This window comes from Rummeliibacillus pycnus (assembly GCF_050459865.1).
Classification (GTDB): domain Bacteria; phylum Bacillota; class Bacilli; order Bacillales_A; family Planococcaceae; genus Rummeliibacillus; species Rummeliibacillus pycnus_B.
The window spans coordinates 1-16,167 of record NZ_JBCMNM010000004.1 but is presented as its reverse complement, the minus strand read 5'-3'; the positions used below and the strand labels follow the sequence as shown (position 1 = coordinate 16,167).

Here is a 16,167-nt window from a genome sequence, read left to right as displayed (position 1 = left end):
AAAATTCCTCACTTCTCAGGTGTACTTGGTACATTTATAATTCTTTTTTCCAAATTTTCAATTACTGATAAATCATCTCTTGGACAATCTGAAAACTGTTTTAAATAATGCATTGGTTGCCAAATTGGGCGGCTCATTATACCATTCTCATTAAAATATTTAAGGAGCTCGTTCCTATTCTGAGATTCATCGATGATTAAAGTCTGTAGCCAATAATTACTTTGAGCATATTCAGGTTCTTTAAACAATTGCACTCCATCTATCTCTTCTAACAACTCACTATAAAAATGGGTTAAGTCACGTTTTTGTTTAATGAATGTTGGGACTTTTTCAAGCTGAGCACACCCTAGCGCTGCATTGATATTCGGCATTCTGTAATTATAGGCAATTTCATCGTGAACATACTCCCAGCGATGTGGTACTTTTGCTGTTGTAGTAATATGTTTCGCATAATCAGCAAGAGTATCATCATTGGTTAAAATTGCACCACCACCACCTGTTGTTACAATTTTATTGCCATTAAAACTAATTGCATTTACATGACCAAAACCACCAGTATGTTTTCCTTTATAATAGGATCCTAGTGATTCAGCAGCATCCTCAACTAAAGCTAAACCATATTTATCACAAATAATTTGTAATTCATCTAGTTCAACAGGATGTCCAAATGTATGCATAGGTACAACCGCTCGAATAACACGCCCAGTTTCTTTATTAATAAGTTCACCATTTTGTTTTACTGCAATTTTTTCCAAATGAGTATCTAACTTCATTGGATCTAGCCCCAATGAAACTCTTGAAACATCTACGAAATGTGGAACTGCACCAATATAAGATATAGCATTTGCCGTTGCCACAAAAGTTAGTGCAGGCATCAACACTTCATCATTAGGTTGAACACCTGCAACTTTTAAAGCAATATGTAGAGCAGCAGTACCATTTACAACGGCTACTGCTCTTTTTACACCTGTTAACTTTGCTAAATCCTCTTCAAATTGACTAACGTATTTCCCAACAGATGATACCCAGCCAGATTTCACACAATCTGTAACGTATTCAAGTTCTTTTTCATTAAAGGTTGGTTCATGTAGTGGTATAAATTCTTTAGCATAATGTTCCTTCACTTCATCTACAAAGTATTTCCATTTAGAATTCATCATATATTATAAACATCTGCCTTATATTGAGCTAAATTATGTGGATTTGTAAACCATTCAATTGTTTCCTCAAGACCTTTGCGGAAACCTTCTTTACCACCGTATTGTGGCTGCCATCCGAGCAATTCTTTCGCTTTTTTATTTTCTGCCCATAAGCGATTAACTTCACTTTTTTCTGGTCGTAAACGTTGCTCATCTGTTTCAATGGTTAAGTTAACATTCATAATATCGGCAATCATTTCAGCTGTTTCGCCAATTGATACTTCATAATTCGAGCCGATATTAATCACTTCACCAATTGATTTTTCAGATTTCATAACAGAAATAAATCCTGATACGGTATCCTTCACAAAATTAAAGTCACGTGTCGGACTAATTGCACCTAACTTAATTGTTTCTTTTCCATTAGCAAGTTGGCTAATAATTGTCGGAATGACTGCACGCGCAGATTGACGAGGACCATACGTATTAAATGGACGTATAATGGATACAGGCGTATCAAATGAGCGATAAAACGATATTGCCATTTGATCAGCACCAATTTTTGATGCAGAATATGGCGATTGACCTTGTAATGGATGTTCTTCATCGATTGGTACATATAATGCTGTACCGTAAACTTCACTCGTTGAAGTTTGGACTACTTTTTCCACGCCTAATTCACGTGCAGCTTGAACGATATTCAATGCACCATTAATATTCGTATCAATATATGTTGCTGGTGAGTGATAGGAATAAGGAATCGCAATCAATGCTGCAAGATTCAATACATGCGAACAACCCTTCATCGCTTCTTTTACACCAAAAGGATCACGAATATCCCCTGAAAAGACATCTAAATTTTCTTTAATTTCTTTATCTGTAGAATCCAGCCATCCCCATGAGTTAAAGGAGTTATAATTTACAAATGCTCTTACATCATATCCTTGACTTACAAGCTCTTCTGTTAAATGAGAGCCGATAAATCCATCTGCCCCAGTTACTAGTATTTTTTTCATGTTATCACCTTAATTTAATTCTTTTAGTTCTTCAAAATATGGAATTAGCTCATACTCAACAATATCTGAAATTAAAACATAGTCTTTTTTCCCTAACCCATTTAGTAAAGATTCTAAATGCGGATTAAGTACTTCGATTACATTTTCTGATACTGTATTATTACTTATTAAATACTGATTAGCAGAAAGTAGCCACTCCATTCCTTCAGTAAGTAATAAAATTTGATGAGGAACAACCTCATAATTTTCCATTTCTATGTTATTTAAAATTTTCTTTAAACCACTAGGTAAATCTCTAATATAAGTAGTATATTCCTCTAAAACTTCTACTGAATTAATGTTCATGTTCATTTTCTCCTACTTTTTTAATATATTCATGTATTTTCTCTTTTCCAACCAATAAAACATTTTTCATCTCTGTATATAAAAATTCATTTTCTTCGAAAGAATGCATTAATTTCATTTTTTGTGTCTCGTGAATATGTCGCTTAAAATTACGATGCACATTAATACTAATAGGTTGAAATGCAATCGGTAAAGCTGTATATTCTGTAATTTTTTTTATATCCAAATCATTTCTATCCATTTTTCTCAAAATATCGTTTGTATAAGCATTTAATTTTTTTGCCTTTTTAATTAAAGTTAAATTACTATTGATCGCTTTTTCAATTTCTAAATAATTTTCTTGTTCTTTTTTTAACGCTTTAAACAACACGTTTGTTTGCCCTTTTTTAGCTACTTTTTTAAAGGAGAATGTTTTATCTAGTTCGACATACATTTCACAAAAATGATTGAATGTTTCATTTGGCATTCCTTTAATTAAGGCTCCACCTTCAGTACAATTATATATACTATTTTTATCTATATTTTCCATTAACCCTTCAAAGCTTCGTTTCATTGATAAAAACATATAGTCAGTTAATACAGTATCACCATAATAGCCTTCTATCTCTAATAAATTAGCATTCTCCTGTTTAGTCATTTCTTTTGCAAAAACATTATTTTTAGCATGTGATTTACCATCTGTGTAAGCTAAATCTTGTCCAATTAAACAAATTGGACCTGTTGTAATATAAGTCGCAAATATTAACGCATAATGAGCGACACTGCCACCACCGTTTAAAATAACTGTCTCTTCACCTTTATTTTTATATAAATGTGTTCCTAACGTTTCTGCCGATTTGTCTAAGAAATAATAACCTTCTAAAAAACTTTCTCTAATTTTAGGATAGCTATACATACTATAAATAAATTTTGTATTTTCATCAAAATTTAATAATTTAAAGTGTTCATAATTTCTAAGATGCCCATCTATCGATAAAACAAAATCTGGAATAATATTTTCAGAAACTAAAGAATTAGTTGTCGATCCCGCTGATATTAAAATAAGATGCTTACGATACTTTTTTAATAAAGGTAATTGTTTAGTTAACGATGGACCACCAGACGCAACTACTATCGGCATATTCGTTATTTTTTTTAAATTAACAATCGATGAATCTTCATATATCAAATTATTCAAATAGTTTTCATACCATAAATATGCTCTAACAAGAACGGTATTTTCATTAACTTTCGATAAACTCATTAATTCCTTCAACATATTTAAAAAATCTAGATATAAAGATGGATCTATTTTATCGTAATTTAAAGAACAAGTAACCTTAATATTATTATTTATAGTAATATAAGCCCGTATTTTTTCTTTCAACAAATTAATATCTTGAAAAAATATAAAATCTGCATTTTCATCTTGTAAAGATGAAATATCGATAAAAGGATCGATAATAATGTACCTTGTATTAAAAATATTGTTTTCTAGAAATTTCTTTACAATATAGCCATTACCATATCCATAAATAAAATGTATTTGTACGTCTTCTATATTCTTTTCTACAAATTTTTCGGCTTCTTTTATAGGATTATATATACTATGGGTTAAATACCCATTAATTTTTACAACTTCAAGACCGCTGTTACTTTTTAAATATTCATTCATTATCATAGCTCCTTTCTATAATTATCGGATATAAATGATATAAATTAATTCAAACTGTGAAATCATTAATAAAAAAAGCACTTCTCAATTGAGAAGTGCTTAAGATGCTAATTATTATTGTAATAATTGAAGAACACCTTGTGGTTGTTGGTTAGCTTGAGCTAACATAGATTGTGCTGCTTGAGTTAAGATGTTGTTTTTAGTGAAAGTCATCATTTCTTTAGCCATATCAGTATCACGAATACGAGATTCTGCAGCTGTTAAGTTTTCTGAAGCTGCACCTAAGTTGTTGATTGTGTGTTCTAAACGGTTTTGTACCGCACCTAGGTTTGAACGTGTTGAAGATACTGTATTGATTGCTTTATCAATTGATGTAATTGCTGCTTCTGCACCAGTTTGTGTTGAAATCTTAATACCTTTACCAGCTTCACCAGCACCTGTACCTACAGATAGTGTACTAGCATTTAAGTTTGCAATATCTAATGTCATTGTTTGACCTTCGTTTGCACCAATATGGAATGTTAATGTACCATCACGAGTACCTGCTACAGCTGCACCACTTAAGTTACCATTTAATAACTTTTTAGTATTGAATTCTGTTGTATCAGAAATACGGTTGATTTCTTTTGCTAATTGATCTGTTTCTGCTTGTAATTTTAAACGGTCATCTGCTGTATTTGTATCGTTAGAAGATTGTACTGCTAATTCACGCATACGTTGTAGAATTGAGTGAGTTTCGTTAAGAGCACCCTCAGCAGTTTGGATTAAAGAGATAGAATCGTTAGCGTTTTTAGAAGCCATATCTAAACCAGAGATTTGACCACGCATTTTTTCAGAGATAGCAAGACCAGCTGCGTCATCACCAGCGCGGTTGATTTTGTAACCTGAAGATAATTTTTCTAAGTTTTTAGAAGCTGCAGCGTTGTTTGCTGCTAAGTTGCGGTGTGTGTTTAAAGCCGCGATATTGTGTTGAATTCTCATTGTGAGATTCCTCCTTGAATTTGTTTTGCTTCCACGTCCCTGTGGAGCTGCTCGGCTATTGCCTTACACTTAATATATCGTTAGATATTTTATATTCTTTAGTTTATTTTAGAAAAAAATTTAAAATTATTTTCCTTATAATTTATATGAGAAATTTTTATTAAACATATTTTACTTGTATATTATGATTAAAGAATCTTATAATACTGTTTCTACCTTTAAATTGATTTACTTAAGTAGAAATTACTATATTTTTTACTATCTAAACTTAAATCAGAAAAATTATTGTTGGTTTATATTTTTAATAAAAAATATTAAAGATTTTATGCATAGTCCACTAAATTTCACTTCCATTCATTCAACAAATCAATGGAAGAATTCAACGCAGCTTTATTTTCCTCTTTAATCGCTTTATAAATCTCCGAACGATATACTTTTACGGAACGAGGTGCATCGATTCCTATTTTTACTTGATCCCCTTCTACTGAAATGATTTTCAGTTCGATATCATCGCCAATCATGATTGATTCCCCAGTTTTACGCGTTAGGACGAGCATTATTTTACACCTTCTTTAACTGGATATAAGGGATAATGTAGTAGTTCTTGGTTGTTTTCATTTAATACAATTTGTCGTCCTTGTTTTGTTTTCGTATTGATGACGATTGGGGCTAGTAAATTAATGGTTGAGTTTGGTAATGTGTCTTTTAAGGTGACGATAGCGTATGTAATAATATCTTCTTGTTTTTCGATCTTAAGTGCTTCTACGTCTTGTTTGGATAAGTCAAATGCATAGTCCGCTTTAAATGTGTATGGGAATGCCGTGACAAAACCAATTTGTGTAGTTTTCGTTGATTGTAAAAGGATAAATGGTGTTTCTTTACCAAATGGGATGAGTGCAAATTGTTTTTCTTCTGGAAAGCCTGGAATGCCTTCTTCAAAAGAATATAGTTGTTCTGGTGTTACTATTACTTGTCCTAAGAATTTAGTATCAATTTTCATTGGCTTCATCCCTCTTCCTAATTCTTTTCTACTGTTATTTTAGCATAGACACACTAAAATTTGTGTTTGTTTTCCATTCAAATTTGTGACACAAAAAAGAAGTGTACGCTAATTTAGCATACACCTTTCTTATTTTGCTTTTATAACAGTTGTTTCTACTGAAGGTCTTTGTACTAAGGTACCTGTTACGTCCCCTTGTGTATAATCATGAACAACCTTTCCTACTTGAACATCAATCTTCGGTTTGTGAGGTTGAATATTAATATCAAGATTTCCTGCTTGATAGTGTATTTTAACTGCTCCTACCGATGGCTTCCATGTGATTGCCATTTGAGGAGGGGCAGGAATTGCTTTGCTCGCTGCAATTTGTTGTATAGCGTTACCAGAGTTCTTTGAAATATTCATCATCTGGTCACCTTCACTTGCACGTCGAGCAATTCCCTCCATTGCTTTTTGTTTACCTTTCTGTGCATTTTGCTCTACCGATTCTTTTGGTGTCAGTAATCCTAAATCACGATGGGCTTGTGAAGAATCGACAAAAAGTTTGGCAGCTTCTGAATGGATTTCAAGAGTAGCAGCTGGTTGTTCGATATGTTGTTGTGCTCGAGGTTGCTCTATATGTTGAACAGGGTCTATTATATGCAAATCTAATTTAGCATCAGTTGTACGGATTTGAATTTGATCTAATTTCATAATTCTCACATCCTTATGAAAAAGGCTCCCTTATCACAATACGAGAGCCTTCCAAACTATTGATTAATTGATGAAATCTACTAATGTAGGTTGAATGATTCTTCCTCCAACTGAAAGAGCTGCACGGTGGATGGATTCTTCAGTGATTAGATTTGTGATAGCTTTTTCATAATCTACATCTTCATTGTCAGACATTTGCTTTGTGACACTTATTTCTTGAGAACTTAAACGATCTGCCATCAATTCAGCTCTATTTTGCTTTGCTCCGACTGTTGCACGAGCTTCTAATACAAGACCAATTGCACCTTGGATTGTCGCACCTGATTGATCTTTTGAAGAACCCGTTCCTCCTAATAAATCACCAATTAATTCTTTTGAATCATCACCGGATTTCAATTTACTTTCTACTTTTGCCATCATGTTATCAATTTTTTGAAATAGTTCATATCCTTCTGTGTTAACATCTAATGTGATACCGCTATAAAGTTCAATGGGTACATTTGAGCTAAAACCTGATTGCGCTGGAATTAAAGGATAACCGTTGTCATCTATTGTAAATGGAACTCCATTAGCTCCTGTTTCTGTTAATAATGTTGGTGGTGTATTTCCATCAGTCACGAAGTTAACTGTATTGCCATTTACATCCAGATAGTTTCCGCTAGTTGTATCCAATGTCACTGGAAAGTTTACATTCGTTGAAGTTGTATCCTTTACAGTTCCCCCGATAAAACCATTTTTATCATATAACGGTGTTGCCGTCTTCGTTCCACTAAAAATATAATTATCGCCGATTTTCGAATTTCCAATATCTCGAATTTGAGCACGGATTTGTTCAATTTCCTTTAGCATCTTATCACGATCATCTTCTGTGTTTGTACCATTCGATGCTTGTGTTACTAATTCTTGAACCCTTGAAAGGGCGCTACCTACTTGTCCAAGAGATTCATCAGACGCATCAAGCCAGCTGTTTACTTCATTCATATTCCGTGTATATTGAGCGTTTTTTGTAAGGGTTGTTCGATAACCTATGCCTTTAACTGTAGCTACCGGATCATCGGAAGGTCGAGTTAGTTTAGAGCCTGATGAAAGCTGTTCTTGTAGTTTGCCCATTTTGCTATTACTTGTGTTTAAGTTACGCAGCAGGTTGTTTGAAAGCATTGATTGTGTTACACGCATTATTATTTACCTCCTATAAACCTACACGGCCCATGCCGTTGATGATTTTGTCTAGTGTTTCGTCTACTACTGTGATCATACGAGCAGAAGCATTGTATGCTTGCTGGAATGTAATCATATTCGTCATTTCTTCATCTAACGATACAGCGCTAACTGATGCGCGTCTGTTGCTAATATTTAACTGGATTGTTGTTGAACTGTATGTCATCGTTGATGCTTCTTGGCCTAGGACACCTAAGTTCCCGATGATACCTTCGTAATAAGTTTGTGCTGATGCATTATTTAAACCTGCTATTGTTGTGGTTTTTAAATTAGATAATGCAATTGCGTTTTCACCATTTCCTTCTTCACCTTCACCAGTAGAAGCTGCAATTTTATTTAAATCTTTTAAAATGTCAGCATTAACTTTAATATTTGCTGCTGTGATGGTTGTATCATTTGGACTGTCACTTCCATCTACAAAGAAATTATCTCCTGGTGCAGAAGGTGCTCCATCTTTTGCTAATGTAAAGCCAGCCTTATGAATGTCGTTAAATTTCTTCGCAAATTCTCTTGCTAATAGATTCAATTCTTCCAATTTATCTGGGTATACACCATCCGATAAATTCTCATTAGATGATACAGAAGCAAGTGCCGTATTCCAACCACCAGAACCATCATCTGTTAAAGGAGACTTCTTCGCATATCCATATGAATTAATCAAAGAAGCCATTTTACCAGAGCCAACATCATCGATTTGATCATAATTGATGGAAGTTGTTGCACCAGCCATATCGACAGTAAAGTTTGTAAATGGAGTATAGGTATCTGATTTATCGAAAGCACCAAGAGTATAATTAATAGTACCATCTGCGTTTGTTGAACTTGGTTTATATCCATTTGCCGTGATGGTAGCCCCTTGATTTTTGTTTACTATTTGAACTTTTGTACCATCGTCTAGTTTGATGTAGACATTCATAGAGCCTTCTGCTATAGGTAATGCATTACCACCTGAAGGTGTGTAATCAACGGTTACATTGAAATATTCAGAAAGTTGATCTAGAAGCGAATCACGTGCATCGTACAAATCATTTGGTAGATAACCGTTTGGCTCAATGTTACCGATTTGTTGGTTTAATGCAGCGATTTGTTGAATAATTGAGTTTACTTTATCGGACTCTACACTAATTTCGTTTTTGAGATTCCCTTGGATTTCTGTTAGTTGTTTACTAAGGTAGTTAAACGAATCCGCTAAGTGTTCACCACGTTGTGCTACAACTGCTCGAGTGGCTGCACTACCTGGCTTTGTACTTAAATCTTGTAATGATGCATAGAAATTATCGAACGCTTTATTTAACCCATATTCAGAAGGTTCGGATAAGATATCTTCCATTTGAGATATAGCATCTGATTTTGCTGACCAAAAACCTAATTTAGTTGTTTCTTGACGGTATTGATTATCGACAAATTGATCACGGATACGTTGAACTGAGCCAGCTTGAACACCCGTACCTAAAAAACCTGGAATTTTAGGAGCGTTCATCCCAACACCTGGGAAGCCCATTGTTGCTTCCATATTGACACGTTGACGTGAATAGCCCAATGTATTTGCATTTGCTATATTATGCCCTACAGTATAAAGTGCGCTTTGCTGAGTAGTTAGACCTCTCTTACTTGTTTCCAGTCCCATAAATGTGGAGCCCATTCTTTTACCTCCTATATATAGCTGCGATGTGCAGTTGTCTATTAAATTCCTTATATATATATTTTTAATCGGATGTTATTGGTAATTTTGAAGAAGTAATCTACAATTAATCACTAATCCTATTTTTATTATGAAAAAAAGCACCTTTGAGAAGGTGCTTTTATGCTTGTGAGTCAAAATGCGTTTGTTGCATGCTACCACCACGTACTTGAGTCTTAGAATAGTTAATTTGATCTGGTTGTGGACGTAGTATATCTAACGTCATATTGACGAATTGCAGTGATTGGAAAATCATTTTTTGGTTTAAATCGTTTTGATTTTTTAATTGATCAATAACGAGTAATAGTCTTTTCCGTGCTTCTTCTAGTTTTGTTTTTTCTTCAGTCGTACTAGCTGCTTCCAAAACATCGGCAACAGTAGCTTGACCAGATAGAGCAATCCCCTTAGCTCTTAGGTAATCCGTTACCGTTTTCTGGCGTTGTTGCTCAAGTTGTGAAATGGCAGCTACATGCGTTTGCTCATCCTTGAGAATTTGATCGAGTCCATCCATGTCTCCAACTTTAATCAGCTCTGTTTTGTGATAAGAAACTTTGAGCAGACTTTTGTGCATTTTTTCGAGTTTATCCATGATGGATAGAAGTGGATCAATCGACATGTTTTATACTCCTTTTTTATCTGTGGAAATATTTTAAAAGATCTGATGCAAGCTTTTGAGCATCTACTTTATAATTACCAGATTGCACCTGTTCCTTTAGTTGCTGTACATGTTCTGTTCTTTCATCAGTATAGCTTTTTATCCCTTGAAGGTCCTTCGCAGCTGAAGAAATTTCTAGTTGGTCAGTTACGTTCAGTGTACTTCTCTTCACTTGATCTGTTTTTAATGATTGATTTTGATAAGGATTTATCTTATTCACACCATAGTTATAGATTTTCATCTCTTTAACCTCCATTCTATTCGTTCTAATGTCTACACATTATTTCGGATAAGTTAAGGGGATGTTAAGTCAAATATAAGAAAAGCGAAAGACTTACTAGTGTTGCAATCACTATATAGTGCTATTTTCCTTTTAAAAATAAATCTCCACACAAATTGGTTGTATGGAGACTTAGGTCTTTATTTTTTTCTACGTTCTGATAAATAGGTAGCTTTGTCATTTTTTGCAATATTCTCTCTGAATTCTCGTCCTGCTTCAAATTTGTTTAGATTCGATTTCAGATCTTTTGTACAGCTTTCACAAAGCTTCCCTTTAGTTGTTAGGTGACCACAGTTATCACATGGATAGCCTAAGTTAGGGAATAGGGCAGGCTGTAATCTATTTTTTCTTACCCATTTATATAATAGTTCTTTTTCTACTCCTGTTGCTTCAACAATTCGATCTACTGTAGCTGCACGGTTCTCTCTTTTACGCAAAAAACGGTAAACGACTTCGTACATTTTTTCTTCATCTTGCGAACATTTCGGACAAATTTCTCTAACGCCAGTATAATTATAAAAACTTCCGCATTTTGGACAATTCCGTAACTCACCCATTATAGTACCTCCAACTCTGTTTCTATCTACGTATATTCATATTGTCGACATTACCGAACAATATTTTACAAGTGTACTATTATTCGTCTTATTTTCTCATTTCATCATAGCAAAATAATAGGACTTTGGATACCTTTTGAGTGAATTTGAGAAATTTATTTTGAGATTTCCTACCCTTGGATAAGGGTAAAAGAAGTTACCTTTTCTGCACCCGCTTTTAGTAATAGCGATTTCGCAAGTTTTAATGTGGTACCAGTTGTGACAATATCATCTACTAAAATATAGTGAACTGCTTCAATTTTGACATTTGGCTTCAAATTGAAAAGTTGCTCAGATTGTTCCCTTTCTATTTTCGATTTGCTCGATTGAGTGATTGGCGATTTTTTCTCAAGAAAATGTGTATAGGGTATGTTCGCCACATTTAGCAGTTCATCGATATGTGCAAATGTTCTTTGCTTTAGTTTTTCTGGATGCATCGGAATTGGTACAATGATGGCTTGTTTATCCCTCAAAAAGTTGTGAATTTGCTCACGAAAAACTTCAGCTAATACGATATCCTTGAAAAATTTATATTGATGTAGAAAATCTTTCATCGGAAGATTATAGTGATATAGCGATATAACATCATCATATTTTTGTTTTTCGGGTGTTATAGGTTTAAATTTTTTCAAGCATTTTTCGCAAATGACTGGTTCAATTGTTTTGGAGAGTAGTTTACACCAAGTGAGTTTATTTTGTAATAGTGTGCTGCATAGATAGCATCTCGAAACAGTTCTTGGTATTATTTTGTTGGAGTTAATTCTCATTATGTCAGCACTTCCATTTTATTTAGTTTGATGATTTCTTTTCTTGCTTCATCCATTTCAAGTGTAATGCCATGGTGATAAAACACTAAATCTCCAGTTGGACAATCAGCCGAGCGACCAACACGGCCGCCTACTTGTATCAGTGCACTTGACGTGAAGATTCCACTTTCAGCTCCAACTACCGCCACTTGTACCATTGGAATGGTAATGCCTCTTTCTAGAATTGTTGTTGTGAGCAGTCCCGGAACCTTTTTTTCACGAAGCGCGAGTACTTTTTCTTTGCGATCAGGATCCTCTGCATGAACCGCTTCAATTTGTGGATCGTATTTTTGAAATAATGGTACAGCCTTCTCCATTAGTTCGATTGTTGGGAAAAATATTAAAAAAGGCTGGTTGTTAGCGAGTCGCAAATTTGTCCAATCTTGCAATTTTTTTGGAATCTTCCCTTTTGCCATTTGTTTTTGGTAGTTAAAAAGCGTGTCGTACCTGGGAATTGGAAGTGGATGCCCATGATACCTTCTTGGAATAAAAGAATAGCCCCCTTTTAATTTTTTCACTTTTTCAATTAAATCCTCAGAAGGCGTTGCCGTTACATAGAAAATTGGTGCATCCGGTTTCTTTGCTTTATTGACCGCTTGTTGCAAGGTTTTGTCAAATGTATATGGAAAAGCATCCGCCTCATCGACTATGACAATATCAAATGCTTCTATAAATCGATAGAGCTGATGAGTGGTTGCAACAATCAGTGGAGAAAAGCGATTTTCAACTATTGCTCCACCATACAGTGCTTGTACAAATGTATTCGGAAACACTTTTTGAATACGAGGAGCCAGTTCGAGAACAACATCTGTTCGTGGTGTTGCAACACAGACTCTTTTATTCCTTTTCAGGCATTCTGCAATAGCTGGAAAAAGAATCTCTGTTTTCCCTGCTCCACATACCGCATGAGTCAAATGATATCGATTCTTTTTGACGCTATCAATCAGTTCCTCCGATGCCTTCTTTTGTTGCGGTGTAAATGTACCTTCCCAATGGAAAATATGAGAGTGGTTTGATTTTGAATGGTTTGGTAGATTTAGCTTACGCTTTGGTCCAGACCATTTCATTAAATCCGAACAGTTGCTCACTCTCCCCATATTGATACAATGCCGGCAATAAACACAAATTTGCTCGCAATTAGCACAATTGAAAGTCGCGAAGAATTCTGGATTCTGATTTTGACATCGATTACAAATATAATTGATTTTTGAGAATAGTTTGTTGGTAGAAGCGATTGTTTGTACACCTGGAATCGTTTGGATATATCCCATTTGGACATGCTTATTAATCGTTTCTTCCATAAATGGAGAATGGTCACGTAGCCATAAACGACCAGTTAGAAAATCACGAAGTTGGTAGTTGATTAAATTAGATGGGGATGAAAGTTTTTGAGCTGGTTGCGTTTTGTTGAGTTTAAAGTGCAATAGATTCCTCCAATTCTGGGGTTGGATTGGGTTTATTTTACATATTTTAGAAAAGGATTGCAAGAGGGATGAGGGATTTTCAAGGCTGAATTCAAGAACATATAAAAACCTAAACCATATTCGATTTTTAAATACGAACATTTCTACACATTAACTTTTCAAAATCAGATTTGGATGTTCCGCTACAGACGGCGCTTTCCACGGGCTTGGCTTCAATCTCCTCGTCACTACGTTCCTGCGGGGCTTTCAGCTCAAGCTTTTCCCGTAGGAGTCGCCGTCTTCCGCTCCACAATGAACAAATCGATTCACCTAGTTAAAAATGAGGACACCAATCAAAATACGAGTGAATTAGTCCAGAACACGAGGAAACAGATGTAGACTACGAACATTTTTTCATACTATTAATCAAAATCTACCAATAAAAAAATCCCACCAATTTAGCATGATGGGATTTATCGAACCAAAATAATATTAATTTCTATACCATCCAAGTCCTAGAGATCCTTCACCTAAGTGGGTGCCGATTACCGGACCAAAGTAGCTAAGTTTGAAGTTTACAGATGGATATCTTTCGCTAAGTGCATCTAACCATTCTTGTCCTTCAGCTTCACAGTTTGCGTGGATGACAACTGCTTCGATATTTGGATGTTCAGCTACATCTTCACCTAATAAATCTTCCACTCGTTTTAGTGCACGTTTACGTGTGCGAATTTTTTCGAAAGGTACGATGACTTTTTCTTGGAAATGCAAGATTGGTTTAACTTGAAGTAAGCCGCCAATTAATGCTGATGCTGCTGAAAGTCGTCCACCTCGTTGCAAATGAGAAAGATCATCTACCATGAAATATGCTTTTATTGATTTTTTCATTACATTCAGTCTTGCGATGATTTCTTTCGCCGAAGCTCCTTCTTGAGCCATTTTTCCAGCTTCTATTACATAGAATCCTTGAACTGCGCAAGCAATTTCGGTGTCAAAACCGTAAACGTCAATGCCATCGACCATTTCGCCAGCTTGGACTGCTCCTTGATATGTACCACTAATACCGCTTGATAAATGGATCGTTACGATTTCGTCATAATCGTTTGCTAGTTTTTCAAATAAATTGACAAACTCGCCTATTGGTGGCTGAGAAGTCTTCGGAAGCTCCTTTACTTCGCGAACTTTATCATAAAAAGTAGCAACATCTATATCGACGCCTTCTGCTAATGTTTCCTGATCAAAAATTACACTAAGCGGTACTACGTGAATATTATTTTGTTGTTGTTCAGCTTGGGACAAATAGGCTGTACTATCTGTTACAATGGCTGTTGTCATAAATGAATTCACACTCCTACCTAATTTATTATTTTATAATATATCCCTATGAATGTTAAATAATATATTTTCTCTTCAGTGTGGCTGATAATCTGTTGTAGGTCAAATTCCAATAAAGTGAAACTTCCATCAGTGGGGGTTTTCTTCATCCCCACTGATGGTTAGTTGAACCAATCGGGCTTTTACGGGCAGTTATCCCCCACCTATCTTCTTCGCTTCTCTCTCAATCTTGAGGTGGGGGTCTTACTGCCCGTTAATGCGGGATAAAAAAAGAATGCAAGGGAAAATCCTCTGCATTCTTTAAGTATATTATCTATTCTTTTGTTCCCATTACATAAATAGCTGAGATTACCCATTTGCCATTTTCTTTGACCATTACGGATACTTGATTCGTTGGTTGAGTAAATGAGTTGTTATCTTGTTTCATAAACACTTTTACATTTGCAAATACTTCTGCATAATCTTGTTTGTATTTTTTGATTGTTACATTTTTGGCAGTACGTTTTGCATCATATTCTTTGAAGACTTGTTTCGCATAATCAATATCTTCTTGGCGGTTGAAGCCTTTTGGTTTTTCAGCAATTGTTGCTGCATATCGATTAATGTCTTTGTCATTAAATGCATCTATATTCTCATTGAAAGCGGCAATAATTGCTTTCTTTTCATCTTTTGGAATAGATTTCGCTTCTTCAACCTCACCATTAGAATTTATTTCGAATCCTACTTGATCATCTTTGTTAGAAGTTGATGCCTCTTTATTAGAACTTGTTGAATCTTCACTTGTTATTGATTTTGTAGAATCTTTCGTAGATTCTGTGCTGTTTTGCTTTGTATCTGTTATTCCATGATTAATCGAATTATTTTGTGATGTGTAATCAGTATCTTTTGTCGAGCCAGAACTACTTTCTTTAGCACTTTCATCGTTACCACAAGCTGCTAACATCAAAGCACAAACTCCGATAAGCGCTAACTTTCTAAAAGCCATTTATAACCCTCCTACATTCTCCTTGTGATTAGAATACCCAAATTTCTTATAATTCATAATATCCGCTATCTTAATAATTATTAAGACGAGATAGATTAAAATATGTTTCTACTATGTAGTTCGCTTGTCTCTATCGAAATACGAGTAAGACATACTTAATTAGTATAATCTAGAATCTATTTATATGTCATATAAAGTTACTTTTCGTCAGAAATATGCCATAATCTTGTCGACTTATAAGTAAACTTGAAAGTGAATCAATTTAATAAATCTATTTTCGGTTTTAAAATACTAACATTTCTACAAAATTAATTTTTCTATATCCAGTTTGGATGTTCGCTACAGACAGGCGCTTTCCGCGGGCAAGCATCAAGCCTCCT

Annotated in this window: 17 protein-coding genes; all 17 read right to left on the bottom strand. The window is 34.7% G+C overall.

Annotated elements, in window-relative coordinates:
* Positions 1-8: 8 nt before the first annotated feature.
* Complete coding sequence (locus ABE048_RS00630) at positions 9-1,157, bottom strand: LegC family aminotransferase (protein ID WP_430308565.1); 1,149 nt, start codon at positions 1,155-1,157, stop codon at positions 9-11.
* Positions 1,157-2,155, bottom strand: a complete 999-nt coding sequence (locus ABE048_RS00625; RefSeq protein WP_430308549.1) for an NAD-dependent 4,6-dehydratase LegB — start codon at positions 2,153-2,155, stop codon at positions 1,157-1,159. Before ABE048_RS00625 ends, ABE048_RS00630 begins: the two co-directional genes overlap by 1 nt.
* Positions 2,156-2,164: 9 nt before the next feature.
* Entirely contained in the window at positions 2,165-2,500 is a 336-nt protein-coding gene (locus tag ABE048_RS00620) for a hypothetical protein (RefSeq protein ID WP_430308548.1), read from the bottom strand.
* A complete protein-coding gene (locus ABE048_RS00615; protein WP_430308547.1) occupies positions 2,490-4,154 on the bottom strand; it encodes a motility associated factor glycosyltransferase family protein in 1,665 nt (554 codons plus the stop codon). Before ABE048_RS00615 ends, ABE048_RS00620 begins: the two co-directional genes overlap by 11 nt.
* A 114-nt stretch (positions 4,155-4,268) precedes the next feature.
* Positions 4,269-5,135, bottom strand: coding sequence for a flagellin Hag (hag, locus tag ABE048_RS00610; RefSeq protein ID WP_430308546.1), 867 nt, complete (start codon positions 5,133-5,135; stop codon positions 4,269-4,271).
* A 344-nt stretch (positions 5,136-5,479) separates the two neighbouring features.
* Positions 5,480-5,692 carry a carbon storage regulator CsrA gene (gene csrA, locus ABE048_RS00605; protein WP_430308545.1) on the bottom strand — a complete coding sequence of 71 codons (213 nt, stop codon included), beginning with the start codon at positions 5,690-5,692 and terminating at the stop codon, positions 5,480-5,482.
* Positions 5,692-6,135: a flagellar assembly protein FliW gene (fliW, locus tag ABE048_RS00600; protein ID WP_430308544.1), complete on the bottom strand. Its 444-nt coding sequence runs from the start codon at positions 6,133-6,135 to the stop codon at positions 5,692-5,694. Before fliW ends, csrA begins: the two co-directional genes overlap by 1 nt.
* Before the next feature lie 129 nt (positions 6,136-6,264).
* The gene (locus ABE048_RS00595; protein ID WP_430308543.1) at positions 6,265-6,828 is read right to left on the bottom strand and encodes a DUF6470 family protein; all 564 of its coding nucleotides are present in this window, start codon (positions 6,826-6,828) and stop codon (positions 6,265-6,267) included.
* Between the two features lie 63 nt (positions 6,829-6,891).
* Positions 6,892-8,004, bottom strand: a complete 1,113-nt coding sequence (gene flgL, locus ABE048_RS00590; RefSeq protein WP_430308542.1) for a flagellar hook-associated protein FlgL — start codon at positions 8,002-8,004, stop codon at positions 6,892-6,894.
* 13 nt (positions 8,005-8,017) lie between these two features.
* Positions 8,018-9,688 (bottom strand): flagellar hook-associated protein FlgK, encoded by a 1,671-nt coding sequence (gene flgK, locus ABE048_RS00585; RefSeq protein ID WP_430308541.1) that lies wholly within the window; start codon positions 9,686-9,688, stop codon positions 8,018-8,020.
* 160 nt (positions 9,689-9,848) lie between these two features.
* Complete coding sequence (locus tag ABE048_RS00580; protein WP_430308540.1) at positions 9,849-10,343, bottom strand: flagellar protein FlgN; 495 nt, start codon at positions 10,341-10,343, stop codon at positions 9,849-9,851.
* A gap of 16 nt (positions 10,344-10,359) precedes the next feature.
* Complete coding sequence (gene flgM, locus ABE048_RS00575; RefSeq protein WP_430308539.1) at positions 10,360-10,623, bottom strand: flagellar biosynthesis anti-sigma factor FlgM; 264 nt, start codon at positions 10,621-10,623, stop codon at positions 10,360-10,362.
* 179 nt (positions 10,624-10,802) lie between these two features.
* On the bottom strand, positions 10,803-11,219 hold the full coding sequence (locus ABE048_RS00570; RefSeq protein WP_430308538.1) for a TIGR03826 family flagellar region protein: 417 nt from the start codon (positions 11,217-11,219) through the stop codon (positions 10,803-10,805).
* A 170-nt stretch (positions 11,220-11,389) separates the two neighbouring features.
* Positions 11,390-11,890, bottom strand: coding sequence for a ComF family protein (locus ABE048_RS00565; RefSeq protein WP_430308537.1), 501 nt, complete (start codon positions 11,888-11,890; stop codon positions 11,390-11,392).
* A gap of 134 nt (positions 11,891-12,024) precedes the next feature.
* A complete protein-coding gene (locus ABE048_RS00560) occupies positions 12,025-13,488 on the bottom strand; it encodes a DEAD/DEAH box helicase (RefSeq protein ID WP_430308536.1) in 1,464 nt (487 codons plus the stop codon).
* A gap of 471 nt (positions 13,489-13,959) precedes the next feature.
* A complete protein-coding gene (locus tag ABE048_RS00555; RefSeq protein WP_430308535.1) occupies positions 13,960-14,802 on the bottom strand; it encodes a DegV family protein in 843 nt (280 codons plus the stop codon).
* 313 nt (positions 14,803-15,115) lie between these two features.
* Positions 15,116-15,787, bottom strand: coding sequence for a nuclear transport factor 2 family protein (locus tag ABE048_RS00550; protein WP_430308534.1), 672 nt, complete (start codon positions 15,785-15,787; stop codon positions 15,116-15,118).
* Between the last annotated feature and the right edge of the window lie 380 nt (positions 15,788-16,167).

What these genes read in the sequence shown, in the direction of transcription:
- hag (WP_430308546.1), bottom strand. Translation starts at nt 5,135, where the DNA reads ATGAGAATTCAACACAATATCGCGGCTTTAAACACACACCGCAACTTA.
- ABE048_RS00615 (WP_430308547.1), bottom strand. Translation starts at nt 4,154, where the DNA reads ATGAATGAATATTTAAAAAGTAACAGCGGTCTTGAAGTTGTAAAAATT.
- ABE048_RS00550 (WP_430308534.1), bottom strand. Translation starts at nt 15,787, where the DNA reads ATGGCTTTTAGAAAGTTAGCGCTTATCGGAGTTTGTGCTTTGATGTTA.
- fliW (WP_430308544.1), bottom strand. Translation starts at nt 6,135, where the DNA reads ATGAAAATTGATACTAAATTCTTAGGACAAGTAATAGTAACACCAGAA.
- ABE048_RS00555 (WP_430308535.1), bottom strand. Translation starts at nt 14,802, where the DNA reads ATGACAACAGCCATTGTAACAGATAGTACAGCCTATTTGTCCCAAGCT.
- flgK (WP_430308541.1), bottom strand. Translation starts at nt 9,688, where the DNA reads ATGGGCTCCACATTTATGGGACTGGAAACAAGTAAGAGAGGTCTAACT.
- flgM (WP_430308539.1), bottom strand. Translation starts at nt 10,623, where the DNA reads ATGAAAATCTATAACTATGGTGTGAATAAGATAAATCCTTATCAAAAT.
- ABE048_RS00620 (WP_430308548.1), bottom strand. Translation starts at nt 2,500, where the DNA reads ATGAACATTAATTCAGTAGAAGTTTTAGAGGAATATACTACTTATATT.
- csrA (WP_430308545.1), bottom strand. Translation starts at nt 5,692, where the DNA reads ATGCTCGTCCTAACGCGTAAAACTGGGGAATCAATCATGATTGGCGAT.
- ABE048_RS00595 (WP_430308543.1), bottom strand. Translation starts at nt 6,828, where the DNA reads ATGAAATTAGATCAAATTCAAATCCGTACAACTGATGCTAAATTAGAT.
- ABE048_RS00630 (WP_430308565.1), bottom strand. Translation starts at nt 1,157, where the DNA reads ATGAATTCTAAATGGAAATACTTTGTAGATGAAGTGAAGGAACATTAT.
- flgL (WP_430308542.1), bottom strand. Translation starts at nt 8,004, where the DNA reads ATGCGTGTAACACAATCAATGCTTTCAAACAACCTGCTGCGTAACTTA.
- ABE048_RS00570 (WP_430308538.1), bottom strand. Translation starts at nt 11,219, where the DNA reads ATGGGTGAGTTACGGAATTGTCCAAAATGCGGAAGTTTTTATAATTAT.
- ABE048_RS00625 (WP_430308549.1), bottom strand. Translation starts at nt 2,155, where the DNA reads ATGAAAAAAATACTAGTAACTGGGGCAGATGGATTTATCGGCTCTCAT.
- ABE048_RS00580 (WP_430308540.1), bottom strand. Translation starts at nt 10,343, where the DNA reads ATGTCGATTGATCCACTTCTATCCATCATGGATAAACTCGAAAAAATG.